This window comes from Amycolatopsis sp. cmx-11-51 (genome assembly GCF_047608665.1).
GTDB lineage: Bacteria > Actinomycetota > Actinomycetes > Mycobacteriales > Pseudonocardiaceae > Amycolatopsis.
In genome coordinates this window covers 86231-98486 of record NZ_JADNQO010000006.1, presented here as the reverse complement: position 1 = coordinate 98486, position 12256 = coordinate 86231, and the positions used below count along the sequence as shown (strand labels likewise).

Here is a 12256-nt window from a genome sequence, read left to right as displayed (position 1 = left end):
AAGGACCTATGCTGACTGTCGGCACGCTCACCGCTGGCCGAGTGTACGGAATCGACGTGCGTGGACGGATGACGACCGATGCTCACGATCGTGGTCGTCCGTGGGTGTCACGGGTGGGGACGCCGCGTTCGCGGAGTTTGGTCAGCACGGTGGTGTGGTCGACGCCCAGGTGCTCGCCGACTCGCGCGAGAGACCAACCGAGGTTGTAGAGGTGGATAGCGTCGTCGACCTGCTCGGGGGAGAGCCCACGGCGGCGCATCGGCACGTCGTGACGTTTGAGGATGTTGCTGACCGTCCGTCGCTCGATGCCGAACCGGTCGCCCAGTTCGTACACCGTCGCTCCGGCCTGATAGCCGGCGACGAGCTTCTGGACCTGGTCGGCGTCGAGTTGGCGTGCTCGCCGTGCTTTAGGGCGGTCTACGGGTGGCGGAGTCGGTTCGGTGGGGTCTGGCAGCTTCCGGAGCAGGGTCTCCAGGGCTTCTACCTTGGGTTTTGTGTTGTAGTAAGCTCCCCCAAGGTCCACAGCAGCTCAAAGGCCCTTTCCGGGAATTCGGGAAGGGCCTTTTTGCTACCCGTACAGCAGCGAAGTACAGCAGCAGATCATTGCAAGCTGTCGTCGAGCTTCTTGAGCGCCGCTCGTGATCTCCAACGTGACGCGTTCTGAAGGGGCAGGTCGAAATCTGCCAACCTCGACCGTGTCGGCCGTGCTGGTGCCAGGATGGTCGAGGTGGGTCAACACATCGGCACTCCTCGACATGGTCGAGGGCCGCTCAAAGCAGGTGTTCAAGGCCTGGCTCGCTGCTCGCCCAGAGGCGAGCATGTGAGCGATCGAGGAGCACGAGCGGGACGGCGACCAGGGCCAGGACGGCGCCGATCCACGGGATGACGGTCAGTGAAGCGCCCAGGTTCAGCGCCCCGGCGGCGAAGGCCGGAGTCAGGCTGATGCCCAGCTGGAAGGCCGACACCGTGGTGGCACCGGCGAGGGTCGGGGCGGAACCGGCGATGGCGAACACCCGCCCGTAGAGCGCCGGGTTGACCACGAAAGCCGCGATACCCAGCAGGAAGACCAGCGGCACGACAACCCAGGCCGAAGTGGCGAAGAGAGCGAGCAGTGCCGAGAACACCGCGATGCCGAGGACGCCGACGAGCAGCGCGTGGTGCGGGCGCCGGTCGGAGATCCGGCCGCCGACGGCCAGACCGGCGAAGGCGCCGATTCCGAACAGCGCGAGGACGGCGGGGATCCAGACGGCGGGAAGGACGTCCGCCAACATCGCCGACAAGTAGTTGAACGACACCATGTACGCGGCGGTGCTCAGGATCGTGATCGCGTAGACGCCCCACAGGCGCCAAGAACGCATCGCGCGCAGTTCGCCGGAGAGGCTCGGGACCGACGACGAAGTGGCGGGCAGGCCGACGGCGCAGGCGACCATGCCCACGACCGTGAGCACCACGACGCCCCAGAAGCCGCCGGTCCAGTCCGTGAGGTTACTGAGCAGGGTGCCCACCGGTCCCCCGGCCACCATGGCGACGCTGAGTCCGGCGACGACGACGCCCGAGGCCCGGGCGTTACGGTCGGGGGTCACCAGGCTGATCGCGGTCACGGCGGCGACGGCGAAAAAGCCGGCGTAGGCGAGGCCGGCTATGAACCTGGTGACCAACAGGAACCAGTAGTCGTCGGCGAGCAGGCCCGCCGCGATCGCGGCGGCGAACACCAGTTGCGTGGTCATCAGCGCGGTGCGCCGTGGCCACTTCAGGCTGAGCACGGCGAACGGCGGTCCGCCGAGGACGACGCCGAGCGCGAACGCGGTGATGAGCGCGCCCGCGGACGACAGGGAGACGCCGAGGTCCGTGGCGGCCGAGGGCAGGACCCCGGCCATCAGGAACTCGGCGCTTCCCATCGCGAACAGGCTGAAAGCGAGGAGGTAGACGCCGGCGGGGAGCCGTGGGGTTTCGGTCATGGCGCCAGCATCCGAAGCTTCTGGCGGTTTCGGCAAAGAACTTTGCCGGAATCGGGACGGACTGCTGTGCTGGCGGAATGGAGAGCCAACCCGCCGTCGCCGCGGCGATCGAGCTGATCGCACCCCGGCTGCGCCACGCCCGCGAGAAGAAGGGGGTGACGCTGGTGGAGCTCAGCCGCGCCACCGGCATCTCCACCAGCACCCTGTCCCGGCTCGAATCCAGGCAGCGCAAGCCGAGCCTCGAGCTGCTCTTGCCGGTCATCGCCGCGCTGGGCCTGCGCGTCGATGAGATCGTGTCCTCACCGAGAGTGCTCGAACCGCCCGCGGACGGCCGGATCCTCATCCCGCTCACCCGGCACGAGGACGGGCCCCACGCCTACAAGATGACGATCCCGGCCGGCGACGACGAACCCCGGACGCGGACGCATACCGGCCGCGAGTGGCTCTACGTGCTGCGCGGCAGGCTCCGGCTGGTGCTCGGCGACCAGGACGTCGTGCTCGGTCCCGGCGAGGCGGCCGAGTTCGACTGCCGGACGCCGCACTGGTTCGGCGCCACCGGCCGCGGGCGGGTCGAGGTGCTCAGCCTCTTCGGCAGGCAGGGCGAGCGGATCCGCGTCCGCGTCCGCACCCGGTGACGTCAGTGTCTTCCGGTGAACCCGCGACCGCGATCGACGTCAGCAGGACGCTACCTGGTCATCCACCTCACGATGGCGGAGTGTCACCTTTCGAGTAAGCCCCTCAGCTCCGCCCTTCAGCTTTCAGACGCGCTGTTGGATACGGATCAGGTTCCCGGACGGGTCGCGGACGGCGCCGTCGCGCAGGCCGTACGGCTGGTCGGTCGGCTCCTGGATGATCTCGGCGCCCGCCTCGGCGAGGTGCTTGAAGAGGCCGTCGAGATCGTCCGAGGAGAACAGGATGCCCGCGTAGGTGCCCTTGGCCATCATCTCGCCGATGACACGGCGCTCGTCGTCGGTGATGCCGGGGTCGACGGCAGGCGGGTGCAGCACGATCGACACGGGCTGCCCCGGCGGGCCGACGGTGAGCCAGCGCATCCCGTCGTAGCCGACGTCGTTGCGCACCTCGAAGCCCAGGAGATCGCGGTAGAACGCCAGTGCGGCTTCGGGGTCGGTCTGCGGGAGGAAGCTCCCGTGAATGCTGATGTCCATGCCGGTCACGCTAGGTGAGGCCGCGGTCCGGCGCTTCTCGATTCCTGATCGCCTCGGGTCACTCGATCGAAGTCATGATCGTCATGGTCAGGGACTCGAGGGTGCCCTGGACGCCCTCGGACGACGTCCGCACGGCCTCCAGGAACCGTTCGAGCTGTTCGGGGCTGAAGCCGGACAGCGGGGCAAGGGTGGGGTCGATGGTCACAGCGCACCTCGGTCGTCGACGGATTTGATCTGCGGTTTGGCCGCCGGGTCGAGGAAGTCCCGCATCGCCGCGAGGAGCGCCAAGGCGTCCTCACGTTTCGTGTCGGGGGCCCCGCCGGCGAAGAAGGCGGCGATCCTGTCGTACTCGTCCTCCGGGAGTTCCCGGCGCAGCAGCATGAGCACGGTGCGGTTGACGCGCTGCGGGAAGTACAGCTCCTTGGCGATCTCGAGGTACCGCTCCCCCGTCTCGGGGGCGAACGCGCCCTCTTCGATGCCGGCGGCGATGGCGAACCGCATGTTGACCATCGGTTCCGACAACGCCGAGAGGTTCTCCTCGTCGTAGGTGACGGCGACCTCGTCGTCGGCGTCGATCCGGCCGGAGAAGTACTCCTCGTAGATCTTGCCGACGCCGACCATGCCGAACGGCGAGCATTCCGCCGCCCGCAGGGCGCCCATGCTCGACGAACCGAACATCGTGACACCGCGATCCATCGCCTCGAGCACCTCCTTCGGTGAGATACAGAGGCTCTGCAGGAAGCGCCCGTCCACGATGCCGATGGCCTCCGGCGGTTCCGGCCGGGCCAGCAGTTCGGCGAGGTCGCCTCGTTTGACCGGCGGCAGGAACTCGACGTCGAGTTCGGCCGAAGCCGACTCGAGATCGATGCTCGGGCCGATGAAAACCACTGCGCGCATGACGATCTCCTAAGCGGGCTTGGAAAGTTCGGCTTCCCGGATGCGGGCGGACAGTTCCAGCAGCGTGTCGTTCCAGACCGCCGCGCCGCGCGGGCCGATCTTGCAGTGGTCGACGGCCCACGATTCGAGCCGCGGCACGATCACCCGCACGACGCTGACCGGGATCCCCGGCGGCGAGAGGTCGACGGTGAGCGCGCGGTCGATACCCACGGCGCGGAGGCGGTCGAGGATCAGCTTGATGTCGGTCATCACGTCGTCGGTCGTCCACGACGGGATCTCGTCGAACGCGACCTGTTTGCGCATCGGCTGCCAGGCCCACGCGCCCTTGTCGATGGTCGCCGACCGCTGGACGTGGTTCTGGTACTTGGACACGTTCTCGGTCGGGAGCCGGATGTCCTCGCGCATCGCCTGGATGTCGACGGCGCGCCCCTGCGCGCATTCGGTGATGGCACGGATGAGCGCGACGTTCGCGTCGGGATGCGTGCCGAAACCGCCGTGCCCCTGTGACGTCGTCGGGCCGAGGTCCTCCGAGGTGGCGGCCAGGAAGCTCGGGATCTCCAGATCCGAGGTGATGTGCACGATCCGCATCTTCAAACCGGCGTCGTGGAACTTGTCCACGAGGGACTTCGCGAGCGGCGGCAGTGTTTCCAGGTCGACGTGCGGATGCAGCTCACGCAGGTACGACGTGATGTGCTCGGGCTGCGGCTCGACGAAGATGCCCTTTTCCAGCACCTGCGCGAGCTGGCTGCTCACGAGTTCGGCGTTGGTCATCGAATCGCGTTCGATGAGTTCGGTGAGCGCGTGGCAGATCGACTCTTCGAGACTGTTGCCGGACGCGAGGCCGTTGGTGGAAAGCACCTTGTAGCAGGGAGGTTCGTGGAACTTCAGCCCGTAGACGGCGGATGCCTGCGGGATGAGGATCGACTCCTCGTTCATCAGGTCGTACGCCTCGACCCACGAGATCGGGAGAGCGTCACGGTAGTGCGCGGAAAGCTCCGCGTTGTTCTCGCGCGGGTCCAGCACCGTACGGCCTTCGGCGACCAGTTCCTCGTAGGACGCGATGACCTGCGGCCGCACCGGCAGGGCGGCGGAGAACCGCTCGATCGCCTCCATCGCCGCGGACGTCCTGGCGTCGGTGTTGGTCAGGCCCTTGCCGTTGTAGACCGAGATGATGTCGTTGGAGCGTGGCGCGATGGCGTTGTAGACCGGGATGCCGACCCGGTCGAGCCAGGTGATCTCCGCGACCCGGGTCACCCCGGCGCGCCGCAGATGCGGCTCGATCCGCGCGTAGGTCTGTTCGGCGGTGAACTCGCGGTGCACCCCACCGCCCCCGACCTTCGGAACGCTCTTCCTGAGTTTCATCGCACTCCCTCGTATCCGGCGTTCGCTGGGACCGCTTCGGCGAGCAGTCGTTCCCATGACTCGGTTTCGCGCTCCGGATCGACCGAAGCGCGGCAGGCGGCGCACTGCCACCGCAATTGCGTGTAAAGCCCGTCGCGGTCGTGCTCGACCGCGTCGAGCACGGCGGCGAGCGCGTCGGTGTCGCCGACGGGGAAGTAACCGGCGTAGTCCTCACCGAGCAGCCCGACCGAACCGGGGATGCGGGTGGAGACGATCGGCACCCCGGCGGCGAGTGCTTCGGTGACGACGTTCGCCCCGCCCTCGTGCAGCGACGTGAGTACCAGCAGACGACTGCGGGCGAGCACGGCGAGTGCTTCCGGCCGCGGCAACGGGCCGAGCCACGAATAGCGCGGGTTCTCCATGGACTCGGCACGCAGCCGCCCGCCGATGTCGTCCTCGCGCACGCCGCCGACGTGGGTCACGGTGATCCGCGACGACGACGGCAGTTTCCGCACCGCCTCGCTCAGCCGTAGCGGATCCTTGACCGGCCTGGCGTGCGCCAAGAACGCGATCTCGAAGCGGTCCTCCGACGGTGCCTCGCCCGAAATCGGCGGCATCGACTGGGTGATCACCTTGGTGCGGCCGCGTAAGGCGAGCGGCACCTGCAGAAGTCCTTGTGGCTGCAGGACGACGATCCGCACGGCGCGTTCGAGCAGCTTCAGGTCGACGCCTCCGGTGACCAGATCCGGGTAGAGGTCCGTGCCGGTCAACGCGATGACGATCGGCGCGTCCGGGTGTTCGGCGGCGAAGGCGCGGATCGCGGCCTCGCTTTTGCGTGCGTGCAACGCGACGAGCAGGTCGTACTGCCCACCTTCGTAGTCCTGGACGACCCGGACGTCGTGCCCGAGGTCCCGCAGCAGATGTGCCCAGCGGCGCGCCGTGACACCGTTGCCGTAATCGCTGGCTTCGGGGACGGGGCCCGCGACGAGGATCCTCATCGGACACAGTCCGTGTCGTAGGCGAGCCATTTGCCGAAGGCGCGGACGGCTTCGTCGGGCGGGATGGTGGCCGTCCAGCCGAGTTCCGCCGCGGCCAGGCCCAGTTTCATCACGGGTGTCCCGGACGCCGACGTGACGTGCTCGGCCGGGACGGCGCGGACCGCTGCGCAGATGACTTTCGCCAGTTCGTTCCCGGTGAGCGTCGCCGTCGCGATGTCGTACACCGGCGCGACGGGTCCCCCGGTCAGCACCGCGTCGATCGCGCTCGCCATGTCACGGACATCGGTGAACTGGTGGACGCGGTCGGGATCGACCGGAAGGGCCTGCCGGGTCCAGGCCAGCTGGATCCAGTGCGCCACCAGGGTTTCCGTCGACGCGTGCGGGCCGATCGGCGTCGCGAACCGCAGGACGTGCTCGCGAGGTCCGGTGTCGACGATCGCGCAGAAGACGTCGCCGGGATCCGCCATATCACCGAGGTGAACGAGCCTCGTCTCGTCGGAAGCCCTCGCGCTGTCGACGATTTCGTGGCCGAGCTCGGCCAGCAACCCGCACAGGTGCTCGGTGAGTGTGCCGCCCGAGCCGGTGATCGCGACCTGGATCCCGGTCCCCCCGCGCGGACGGCGAGGACGGGCCGCTCGGTGGCGTCCCGCGGCGAACCCCCACACGGCGACGTCGTGGTGCGAAGGCGTGATCGCCTCGATTTCGGACGCGAGGAGCTGATCGCACAAGCCACCCGGGCCGATGGTCGCGAGCGCCTGATCAAGGGCGGCACCGCTGTGTTCCACAGTGGACAGACCCATGGTGAAAGCGGTCAGCCAGGTCTGCCAGGCGGCTTCGGACAGGTCCACCCCGCGCTCGAATTCGGTTCTGCACTCCTGCGGCGAAATCCCCGATCGCCGCAGGAACCGTTCTGTTCCGAGGTACTCCCAGTACCTGTCGCCGCGCACGGCGCATTCGGAGGTCAGGTGTTTGTGAAAAGGGATCACTTCGTGCTCGGCGACCACGTCACCGGCCGCCGAAGGGGCGGTGCCCGAAAAGCACGCGGAACGCCTCAGGCCGTGAGCATCGTTTCCGGCGACGCTGGGCAGGCCGGAATGCTCGACGGTGTTCGGCACCGCGATGCGGATGGGCACTTCCAGCGCTTTGAGATAACGGAACATCAGTACGTCGCAGGGCCAGCCGTCCCGGTTTCGGACCGCGTAACCCGCATAGCCGCGGGCGACTTCCGCGGGAAGCATCAGCGCGAGACAGGGCGCGTATTCGTTGACCGCCGTCGCCCAGTCCGCCCCCGCCGCCGCCGCCATCCGCACGGCCGCGCCGTTGCGGGAATTCCAGTTGGCGTAGAAAGCGATCGCGTCATCCGGCAACCGCTCGGCCGCTTTCCGCGCGTGCTCGAAGAAGCCGTCGGCGAGCTGGACATCGTCCTGCAGGACGAGAAAGTGCGTCGCGTCGTCGGGAACACTGCTCCAGGCCAGTTTCGTGGTGCGCGCGGCCATCGGTGGACCATCCGGTTCGGGGTCCAACACGACCCGCGTCGCGCCGGCGGGATCGAGCCGCGCGAGCGCTTCCGCTTCTTCCCTGCGCCGGGGATGTGCCATGACGGCACCCCTCACCCGTATCTCGGTCATCGACAACCCCCACCGTCTTTTTCACGCACCGGAAAAGTGTGGCAGTGCTCATACGACATCCTCTTCTCCCATGCTGCGAATGGGACGCCTCCGATGAAGTTCTCCTCGATTGCCACTCTTTTCCCCAGGTGCCGATGATGAGTATTCCACGGGTAATCTCGGTACGAGGCCACAGAACCGACAGAATGGGCGGGCGATGACGGACATCCTCTTCGTATGCGTGCACAACGCGAGCCGATCGCAGATGGCCGCCGCACTGCTGAAGCACCACGGATTCGGCCGAGTGACCGTGCGTTCCGCGGGCTGCGATCCGGCGGAACGGATCAATCCGCTGGTGGCGGGCGCGCTGGCGGAATGGGACGTCGACATAACGGGCGAGGTGCCGAGTCAGGTCACTTACGAGGACGTGGCGGCGGCCGACGTCGTGATCACCATGGGCTGCACGACCTATCCGGTCGCCGAGGGGACACGGTACGTCGAATGGGTCGTCCCCAACCCGGAACACGAAGGGGTCACCGGGATCCGGCCGTTGCGGGACGACATGGACCGCCGGGTCCGCGAACTCTTGGCGTCCCTTGTGGACACTCCGGCGCCCGTGTGACGGAACGCGAAAGGCCCCTTTCCGCCCGGACGGGAAGGGGCCTTTCACTGGCGTCGATCAGGCGCGAACACTCTGTACGATCAGCCGCTTGGCGCGCTTGTCGTAAGGCGCGCCGTCGAAACCACCGTAGGCCTCGATGTCGGTGAAGCCGGCGTCCTCGAACAGGCGGCGCAGTTCGGCGGCGCTGTAGATGTAGGACTGGATGTGCGCCGAGCGGGCGGTGTCGCCGTCGACCAGCGTCCAGTCGGTACGCAGCTTCGTCCAGTCGTCGAGGACACTGTGCCGCATGTACGCGATTCCGTCGGGCTGCGGGAAAGCGTGCGTGCGGCCGATGTTCTTCGCGACGATCTCCTTGCCGTACACCTCCAGCAGCAGTTTGCCGCCCGGCGCCAGGCTGGTGTGCGCGTTACGCAGCACCTGAAGGTTCTTCTCGGCGTCGTCGAAGTAGCCGAACGACGTGTACATGTTCAACACGACGTCGAAACCGCCGGGACGGACGAATTCGAGCATGTCGCCCTGGACCAGCTCGGCCGAGACACCCGCGTCGGCGGCGGCCTGCTTGGCGCGGTCCAGGACGGGGGCGTTGAGATCGACCCCGGTCACCTGGTAACCCTTGCGGGCGAGCGGAACGACGAACCGGCCCGGCCCGCAGCACAGGTCGAGCACCCGCGAGCCCGACGGGAAGGCCAGCAACGGCGATTCCCGCACGAGTTCGTCCGCCTCCACCGTCAGCCGCTGCGGCCACATCAGCTCGGAGAAGCCCGACCACAGGCCATCGTCGGAGTACCAGCTCATTTTCGTCCTCCCTAAAGCGCCAGCAGGCAATGCTGAAGATTCTCGGCCGTCCCGCACCCAAGACATCTCCTCGACTGCGCGCGGGAAAGGAGACAGCACGACAAGAGAGGGTTCCGCGCCCTTGATCGACGACCATGAACTCTTCACATCGCGGTCGTGGCCTGATCACTGTTCGTGGTGATCCGCCGTCGACACAATAAAAGGTAAACAGAACCAGAAGGGTTCAATCATGGCAAAGGTCCGCGACGGGGATCCCGCGATCGAAGCGTCCGGGTTGACGAAGATCTACGGTGAGAAACGAGCGCTCGACGGTCTCGACCTCACCGTTCCCGCGGGAACGGTGTACGGCGTCCTCGGCCCCAACGGGGCGGGGAAGACTACGGCGGTCAAGGTGCTGGCGACGTTGCTGCGTCCCGACGGAGGACAGGCCAAGGTCTTCGGTCACGACGTGGTGCGCGAGTCGGACGCCGTCCGAGCGCGGGTGAGCCTGACAGGCCAGTACGCCTCGGTGGACGACGACCTGACCGGCACGGAGAACCTGATCCTGCTGTGCCGTCTGCTCGGCCACGGCAAGGCCGCCTCGAAGGCGCGCACCGAGCAGCTTCTCGACGCCTTCGGGCTGACCGAGGCCGCCGGTCGTCAGGTGAAGAACTATTCCGGCGGTATGCGGCGGCGGCTCGACATCGCGGCCAGCATCGTGAACACCCCGGATCTGCTCTTCCTTGACGAGCCGACCACCGGTCTCGACCCGCGTAGCCGCAACCAGGTCTGGGACATCGTGCGCGCGGTCGTCAAACGCGGCACCACGGTGCTGCTGACCACCCAGTACCTCGACGAGGCCGACCAGCTCGCGAGCCGCATCGCGGTCGTCGACAACGGCAAGGTCATCGCCGAGGGCACGCCGGGCCAGCTGAAGGCGTCGATCGGCGTCGGCGCGATCCACCTGCGACTGCGGAACGCCAACCAGCGGGCCGACGCGCAGGGTGTGCTCGCGCGGTTCCTGGAGCAGCCCACGCTGTCGGAGCACGACGAGGTCCTCGTCAGCGCCCGTATCCCCGGTGTGGACGGTGACGCCGGCATGGCCGAGTGGGCTTCCAAGGCCCTGCACGAGCTTTCGCTGCGCGACATCGTCGTCGACGAGTTCTCCCTCGGGCAGCCGAGCCTCGACGAAGTGTTCCTGGCGCTGACCGACCGGCCCACGACGCCGGACAACGCCGCCAAGGAAGGGGCGAACCGATGACTTCCACCATCAAGCCGACCGAAACGACCGAGGCCCCCGAAGAGACGCGGGCCACCGACCCCACCGCGCTCGACGCGGTACTGGCGTCGGTCGAACGACCCAAGCGCCCGAGCGCGCTGTCCGCCTCGCTCACCTTCGGGTGGCGGGCCGCGCTGAAGATCAAGCATCTGCCCGAGCAGCTGTTCGACGTCACGGGCTTCCCGATCATCATGACCGTGATGTTCACGTACCTCTTCGGTGGCGCCATCGGCGGTTCGACCGAAGCGTACCTGGACTACCTGCTCCCCGGCATCCTCGCGATCACCGTCGTGATGATCACGATGTACACCGGTGTCGCGGTGAACAGCGATATCGCCAAGGGTGTCTTCGACCGTTTCCGGACGCTGCCGATCTGGCGACCCGCCACGATCGTCGGCTACCTGCTCGGTGACTTCCTGCGCTACCTCATCGGCTGCGTCGTCATCATCGGCGTCGGCCTGATCATGGGTTACAACCTGGGAAGCGTCGCCGGCACGGTCGGCGCCGTGGCGCTGCTGCTGGTGTTCTCGTTCTCGCTCTCCTGGATCTGGACGTTCCTCGGGCTTTCCATGCGGTCGGAGAAGACCGTGATGAGCGTGAGCATGGTGGCGCTGTTCCCGCTGACGTTCCTGTCCAACGTGTTCGTGCAGCCGTCCACCATGCCCGGCTGGCTCGAAGCCGCGGTCAGCTGGAACCCGATCACCCATCTGGTCACCGCGATGCGGGGCCTGATGAGCGGCAGCCCGAACGTCGGCGAGATCATCTGGGTGCTCGTCGCCAGCGCGCTGTTGATCGCCGGGTTCGGTTCCGCCACCATGTGGGCCTACAAGCGTAAGTAAAAAGGAGAAATACGATGAAGTACATGGTCCTGCTCTACTCGCACCCCGAGCCTTGGGGACATCCGGTGGAGGAATTCACCCCGGAGTTCGCTGGTCTTTCCGCGGACGAGCGCAAGAAGCACTTCGAGGATTTCGAGGCCTTGCTCGGCCGTTTGCACGAAAACGGTGAGCTGGTCGGCGGAGAAGCGCTCGGTGACCCCGCCAAAGCGAGCCTTTACGAGTACGAATCCGGCTCGGCGAAGAAGAGCGAAGGCCCGTACTCGGCGACGAAGGACCACCTCGCCGGCTTCTTCCTGATCGAGGCCAAGGACCAGGCGCGTGCCGACGAGATCGCCGCGGAGTTCGCCGCGCCCGGTCAGAACGTCGAGCTGCGGCCGATCTGGACCGGCGGCGAATAGGCCGACACGAAAGGGCCGGACCGAGTCACTCGGTCCGGCCCTTTCGCTTGTGCCAACTAGGAAATCCGCTTGGTCAGGTGCACGGTGACCTTGTCGCCGATCTCTTTCTGGATGACCTTCCGGAACGGCTTGCGCAGCGGCATCATGTGGACGCCGCCGCCGATCGGCAGCATGCTCGCCTCGTAGTCGTGGCCGTCCACGGTGCCGCTGACCTTCACGGCCTTGCCGGTGCCGAAGAACTCGGCGGAGTCCGGCATGTTCACACACGGCCAGCCACTGTTGCTGTCGGGAATCACTTCGGCCGTGAAGGTCACATCGATCGCCTGCGGTGTGTTGTCAGCCATAATCTCGAATCTTCCTCGTCGTAGTTCAGGAGC

Annotated in this window: 14 protein-coding genes and 1 pseudogene; 5 read left to right on the top strand and 10 right to left on the bottom strand. The window is 67.0% G+C overall.

The annotated features are described in order from the left end of the window. Positions 1 to 82: 82 nt before the first annotated feature. Positions 83 to 523 (bottom strand): hypothetical protein, encoded by a 441-nt coding sequence (locus tag ACM6LU_RS22225; RefSeq protein WP_414939658.1) that lies wholly within the window; start codon positions 521 to 523, stop codon positions 83 to 85. A gap of 301 nt (positions 524 to 824) precedes the next feature. Then, positions 825 to 1958 (bottom strand): annotated as a pseudogene (locus ACM6LU_RS22220) (MFS transporter); the annotation flags it as partial. 77 nt (positions 1959 to 2035) lie between these two features. On the opposite strand from ACM6LU_RS22220, the gene ACM6LU_RS22215 reads away from it, so the two are divergent. After that, the gene (locus tag ACM6LU_RS22215) at positions 2036 to 2593 is read left to right on the top strand and encodes a helix-turn-helix domain-containing protein (RefSeq protein WP_414939656.1); all 558 of its coding nucleotides are present in this window, start codon (positions 2036 to 2038) and stop codon (positions 2591 to 2593) included. A 123-nt stretch (positions 2594 to 2716) separates the two neighbouring features. Here ACM6LU_RS22215 and ACM6LU_RS22210 read toward each other — a convergent pair whose 3' ends face one another. Genes ACM6LU_RS22210 through ACM6LU_RS22185 form a run of 6 tightly spaced genes read right to left on the bottom strand, consistent with a single transcriptional unit; the run spans position 2717 to position 7958 of the window. Beyond that, positions 2717 to 3124 carry a VOC family protein gene (locus tag ACM6LU_RS22210; RefSeq protein WP_414939655.1) on the bottom strand — a complete coding sequence of 136 codons (408 nt, stop codon included), beginning with the start codon at positions 3122 to 3124 and terminating at the stop codon, positions 2717 to 2719. Between the two features lie 58 nt (positions 3125 to 3182). Then, positions 3183 to 3329 carry a hypothetical protein gene (locus tag ACM6LU_RS22205; protein ID WP_414939654.1) on the bottom strand — a complete coding sequence of 49 codons (147 nt, stop codon included), beginning with the start codon at positions 3327 to 3329 and terminating at the stop codon, positions 3183 to 3185. Then, complete coding sequence (locus ACM6LU_RS22200; protein ID WP_414939653.1) at positions 3326 to 4021, bottom strand: TfuA-like protein; 696 nt, start codon at positions 4019 to 4021, stop codon at positions 3326 to 3328. Before ACM6LU_RS22200 ends, ACM6LU_RS22205 begins: the two co-directional genes overlap by 4 nt. 9 nt (positions 4022 to 4030) lie before the next feature. Continuing rightward, positions 4031 to 5383 carry a YcaO-like family protein gene (locus tag ACM6LU_RS22195; RefSeq protein ID WP_414939652.1) on the bottom strand — a complete coding sequence of 451 codons (1353 nt, stop codon included), beginning with the start codon at positions 5381 to 5383 and terminating at the stop codon, positions 4031 to 4033. Then, positions 5380 to 6360, bottom strand: a complete 981-nt coding sequence (gene senB / locus ACM6LU_RS22190; protein ID WP_414939651.1) for a selenoneine biosynthesis selenosugar synthase SenB — start codon at positions 6358 to 6360, stop codon at positions 5380 to 5382. The genes ACM6LU_RS22195 and senB overlap by 4 nt, the downstream gene beginning before the upstream one ends. Next, positions 6357 to 7958, bottom strand: a complete 1602-nt coding sequence (locus ACM6LU_RS22185; RefSeq protein ID WP_414939650.1) for a hypothetical protein — start codon at positions 7956 to 7958, stop codon at positions 6357 to 6359. The genes senB and ACM6LU_RS22185 overlap by 4 nt, the downstream gene beginning before the upstream one ends. A 226-nt stretch (positions 7959 to 8184) precedes the next feature. On the opposite strand from ACM6LU_RS22185, the gene ACM6LU_RS22180 reads away from it, so the two are divergent. Beyond that, positions 8185 to 8589, top strand: a complete 405-nt coding sequence (locus ACM6LU_RS22180; RefSeq protein ID WP_414939648.1) for a low molecular weight phosphatase family protein — start codon at positions 8185 to 8187, stop codon at positions 8587 to 8589. 57 nt (positions 8590 to 8646) lie between these two features. On the opposite strand, the gene ACM6LU_RS22175 is transcribed toward ACM6LU_RS22180, so the two are convergent. Continuing rightward, positions 8647 to 9384, bottom strand: coding sequence for a methyltransferase domain-containing protein (locus ACM6LU_RS22175; protein WP_414939647.1), 738 nt, complete (start codon positions 9382 to 9384; stop codon positions 8647 to 8649). Positions 9385 to 9613: 229 nt separating this feature from the next. On the opposite strand from ACM6LU_RS22175, the gene ACM6LU_RS22170 reads away from it, so the two are divergent. Genes ACM6LU_RS22170 through ACM6LU_RS22160 form a run of 3 tightly spaced genes read left to right on the top strand, consistent with a single transcriptional unit; the run spans position 9614 to position 11879 of the window. Next, positions 9614 to 10624, top strand: a complete 1011-nt coding sequence (locus ACM6LU_RS22170; RefSeq protein ID WP_414939646.1) for an ATP-binding cassette domain-containing protein — start codon at positions 9614 to 9616, stop codon at positions 10622 to 10624. Next, positions 10621 to 11481 (top strand): ABC transporter permease, encoded by an 861-nt coding sequence (locus tag ACM6LU_RS22165; protein ID WP_414939645.1) that lies wholly within the window; start codon positions 10621 to 10623, stop codon positions 11479 to 11481. The genes ACM6LU_RS22170 and ACM6LU_RS22165 overlap by 4 nt, the downstream gene beginning before the upstream one ends. A gap of 14 nt (positions 11482 to 11495) precedes the next feature. Beyond that, complete coding sequence (locus ACM6LU_RS22160) at positions 11496 to 11879, top strand: YciI family protein (protein WP_414939644.1); 384 nt, start codon at positions 11496 to 11498, stop codon at positions 11877 to 11879. 56 nt (positions 11880 to 11935) lie between these two features. Here the strand turns inward: ACM6LU_RS22160 and ACM6LU_RS22155 are convergent, their stop codons facing one another. Beyond that, on the bottom strand, positions 11936 to 12223 hold the full coding sequence (locus tag ACM6LU_RS22155) for a DUF1905 domain-containing protein (protein ID WP_076159141.1): 288 nt from the start codon (positions 12221 to 12223) through the stop codon (positions 11936 to 11938). Between the last annotated feature and the right edge of the window lie 33 nt (positions 12224 to 12256).

What these genes read in the sequence shown, in the direction of transcription:
- ACM6LU_RS22215 (WP_414939656.1), top strand. Translation starts at nt 2,036, where the DNA reads ATGGAGAGCCAACCCGCCGTCGCCGCGGCGATCGAGCTGATCGCACCC.
- ACM6LU_RS22210 (WP_414939655.1), bottom strand. Translation starts at nt 3,124, where the DNA reads ATGGACATCAGCATTCACGGGAGCTTCCTCCCGCAGACCGACCCCGAA.
- ACM6LU_RS22200 (WP_414939653.1), bottom strand. Translation starts at nt 4,021, where the DNA reads ATGCGCGCAGTGGTTTTCATCGGCCCGAGCATCGATCTCGAGTCGGCT.
- ACM6LU_RS22195 (WP_414939652.1), bottom strand. Translation starts at nt 5,383, where the DNA reads ATGAAACTCAGGAAGAGCGTTCCGAAGGTCGGGGGCGGTGGGGTGCAC.
- senB (WP_414939651.1), bottom strand. Translation starts at nt 6,360, where the DNA reads ATGAGGATCCTCGTCGCGGGCCCCGTCCCCGAAGCCAGCGATTACGGC.
- ACM6LU_RS22185 (WP_414939650.1), bottom strand. Translation starts at nt 7,958, where the DNA reads ATGGCACATCCCCGGCGCAGGGAAGAAGCGGAAGCGCTCGCGCGGCTC.
- ACM6LU_RS22180 (WP_414939648.1), top strand. Translation starts at nt 8,185, where the DNA reads ATGACGGACATCCTCTTCGTATGCGTGCACAACGCGAGCCGATCGCAG.
- ACM6LU_RS22175 (WP_414939647.1), bottom strand. Translation starts at nt 9,384, where the DNA reads ATGAGCTGGTACTCCGACGATGGCCTGTGGTCGGGCTTCTCCGAGCTG.
- ACM6LU_RS22170 (WP_414939646.1), top strand. Translation starts at nt 9,614, where the DNA reads ATGGCAAAGGTCCGCGACGGGGATCCCGCGATCGAAGCGTCCGGGTTG.
- ACM6LU_RS22165 (WP_414939645.1), top strand. Translation starts at nt 10,621, where the DNA reads ATGACTTCCACCATCAAGCCGACCGAAACGACCGAGGCCCCCGAAGAG.
- ACM6LU_RS22160 (WP_414939644.1), top strand. Translation starts at nt 11,496, where the DNA reads ATGAAGTACATGGTCCTGCTCTACTCGCACCCCGAGCCTTGGGGACAT.
- ACM6LU_RS22155 (WP_076159141.1), bottom strand. Translation starts at nt 12,223, where the DNA reads ATGGCTGACAACACACCGCAGGCGATCGATGTGACCTTCACGGCCGAA.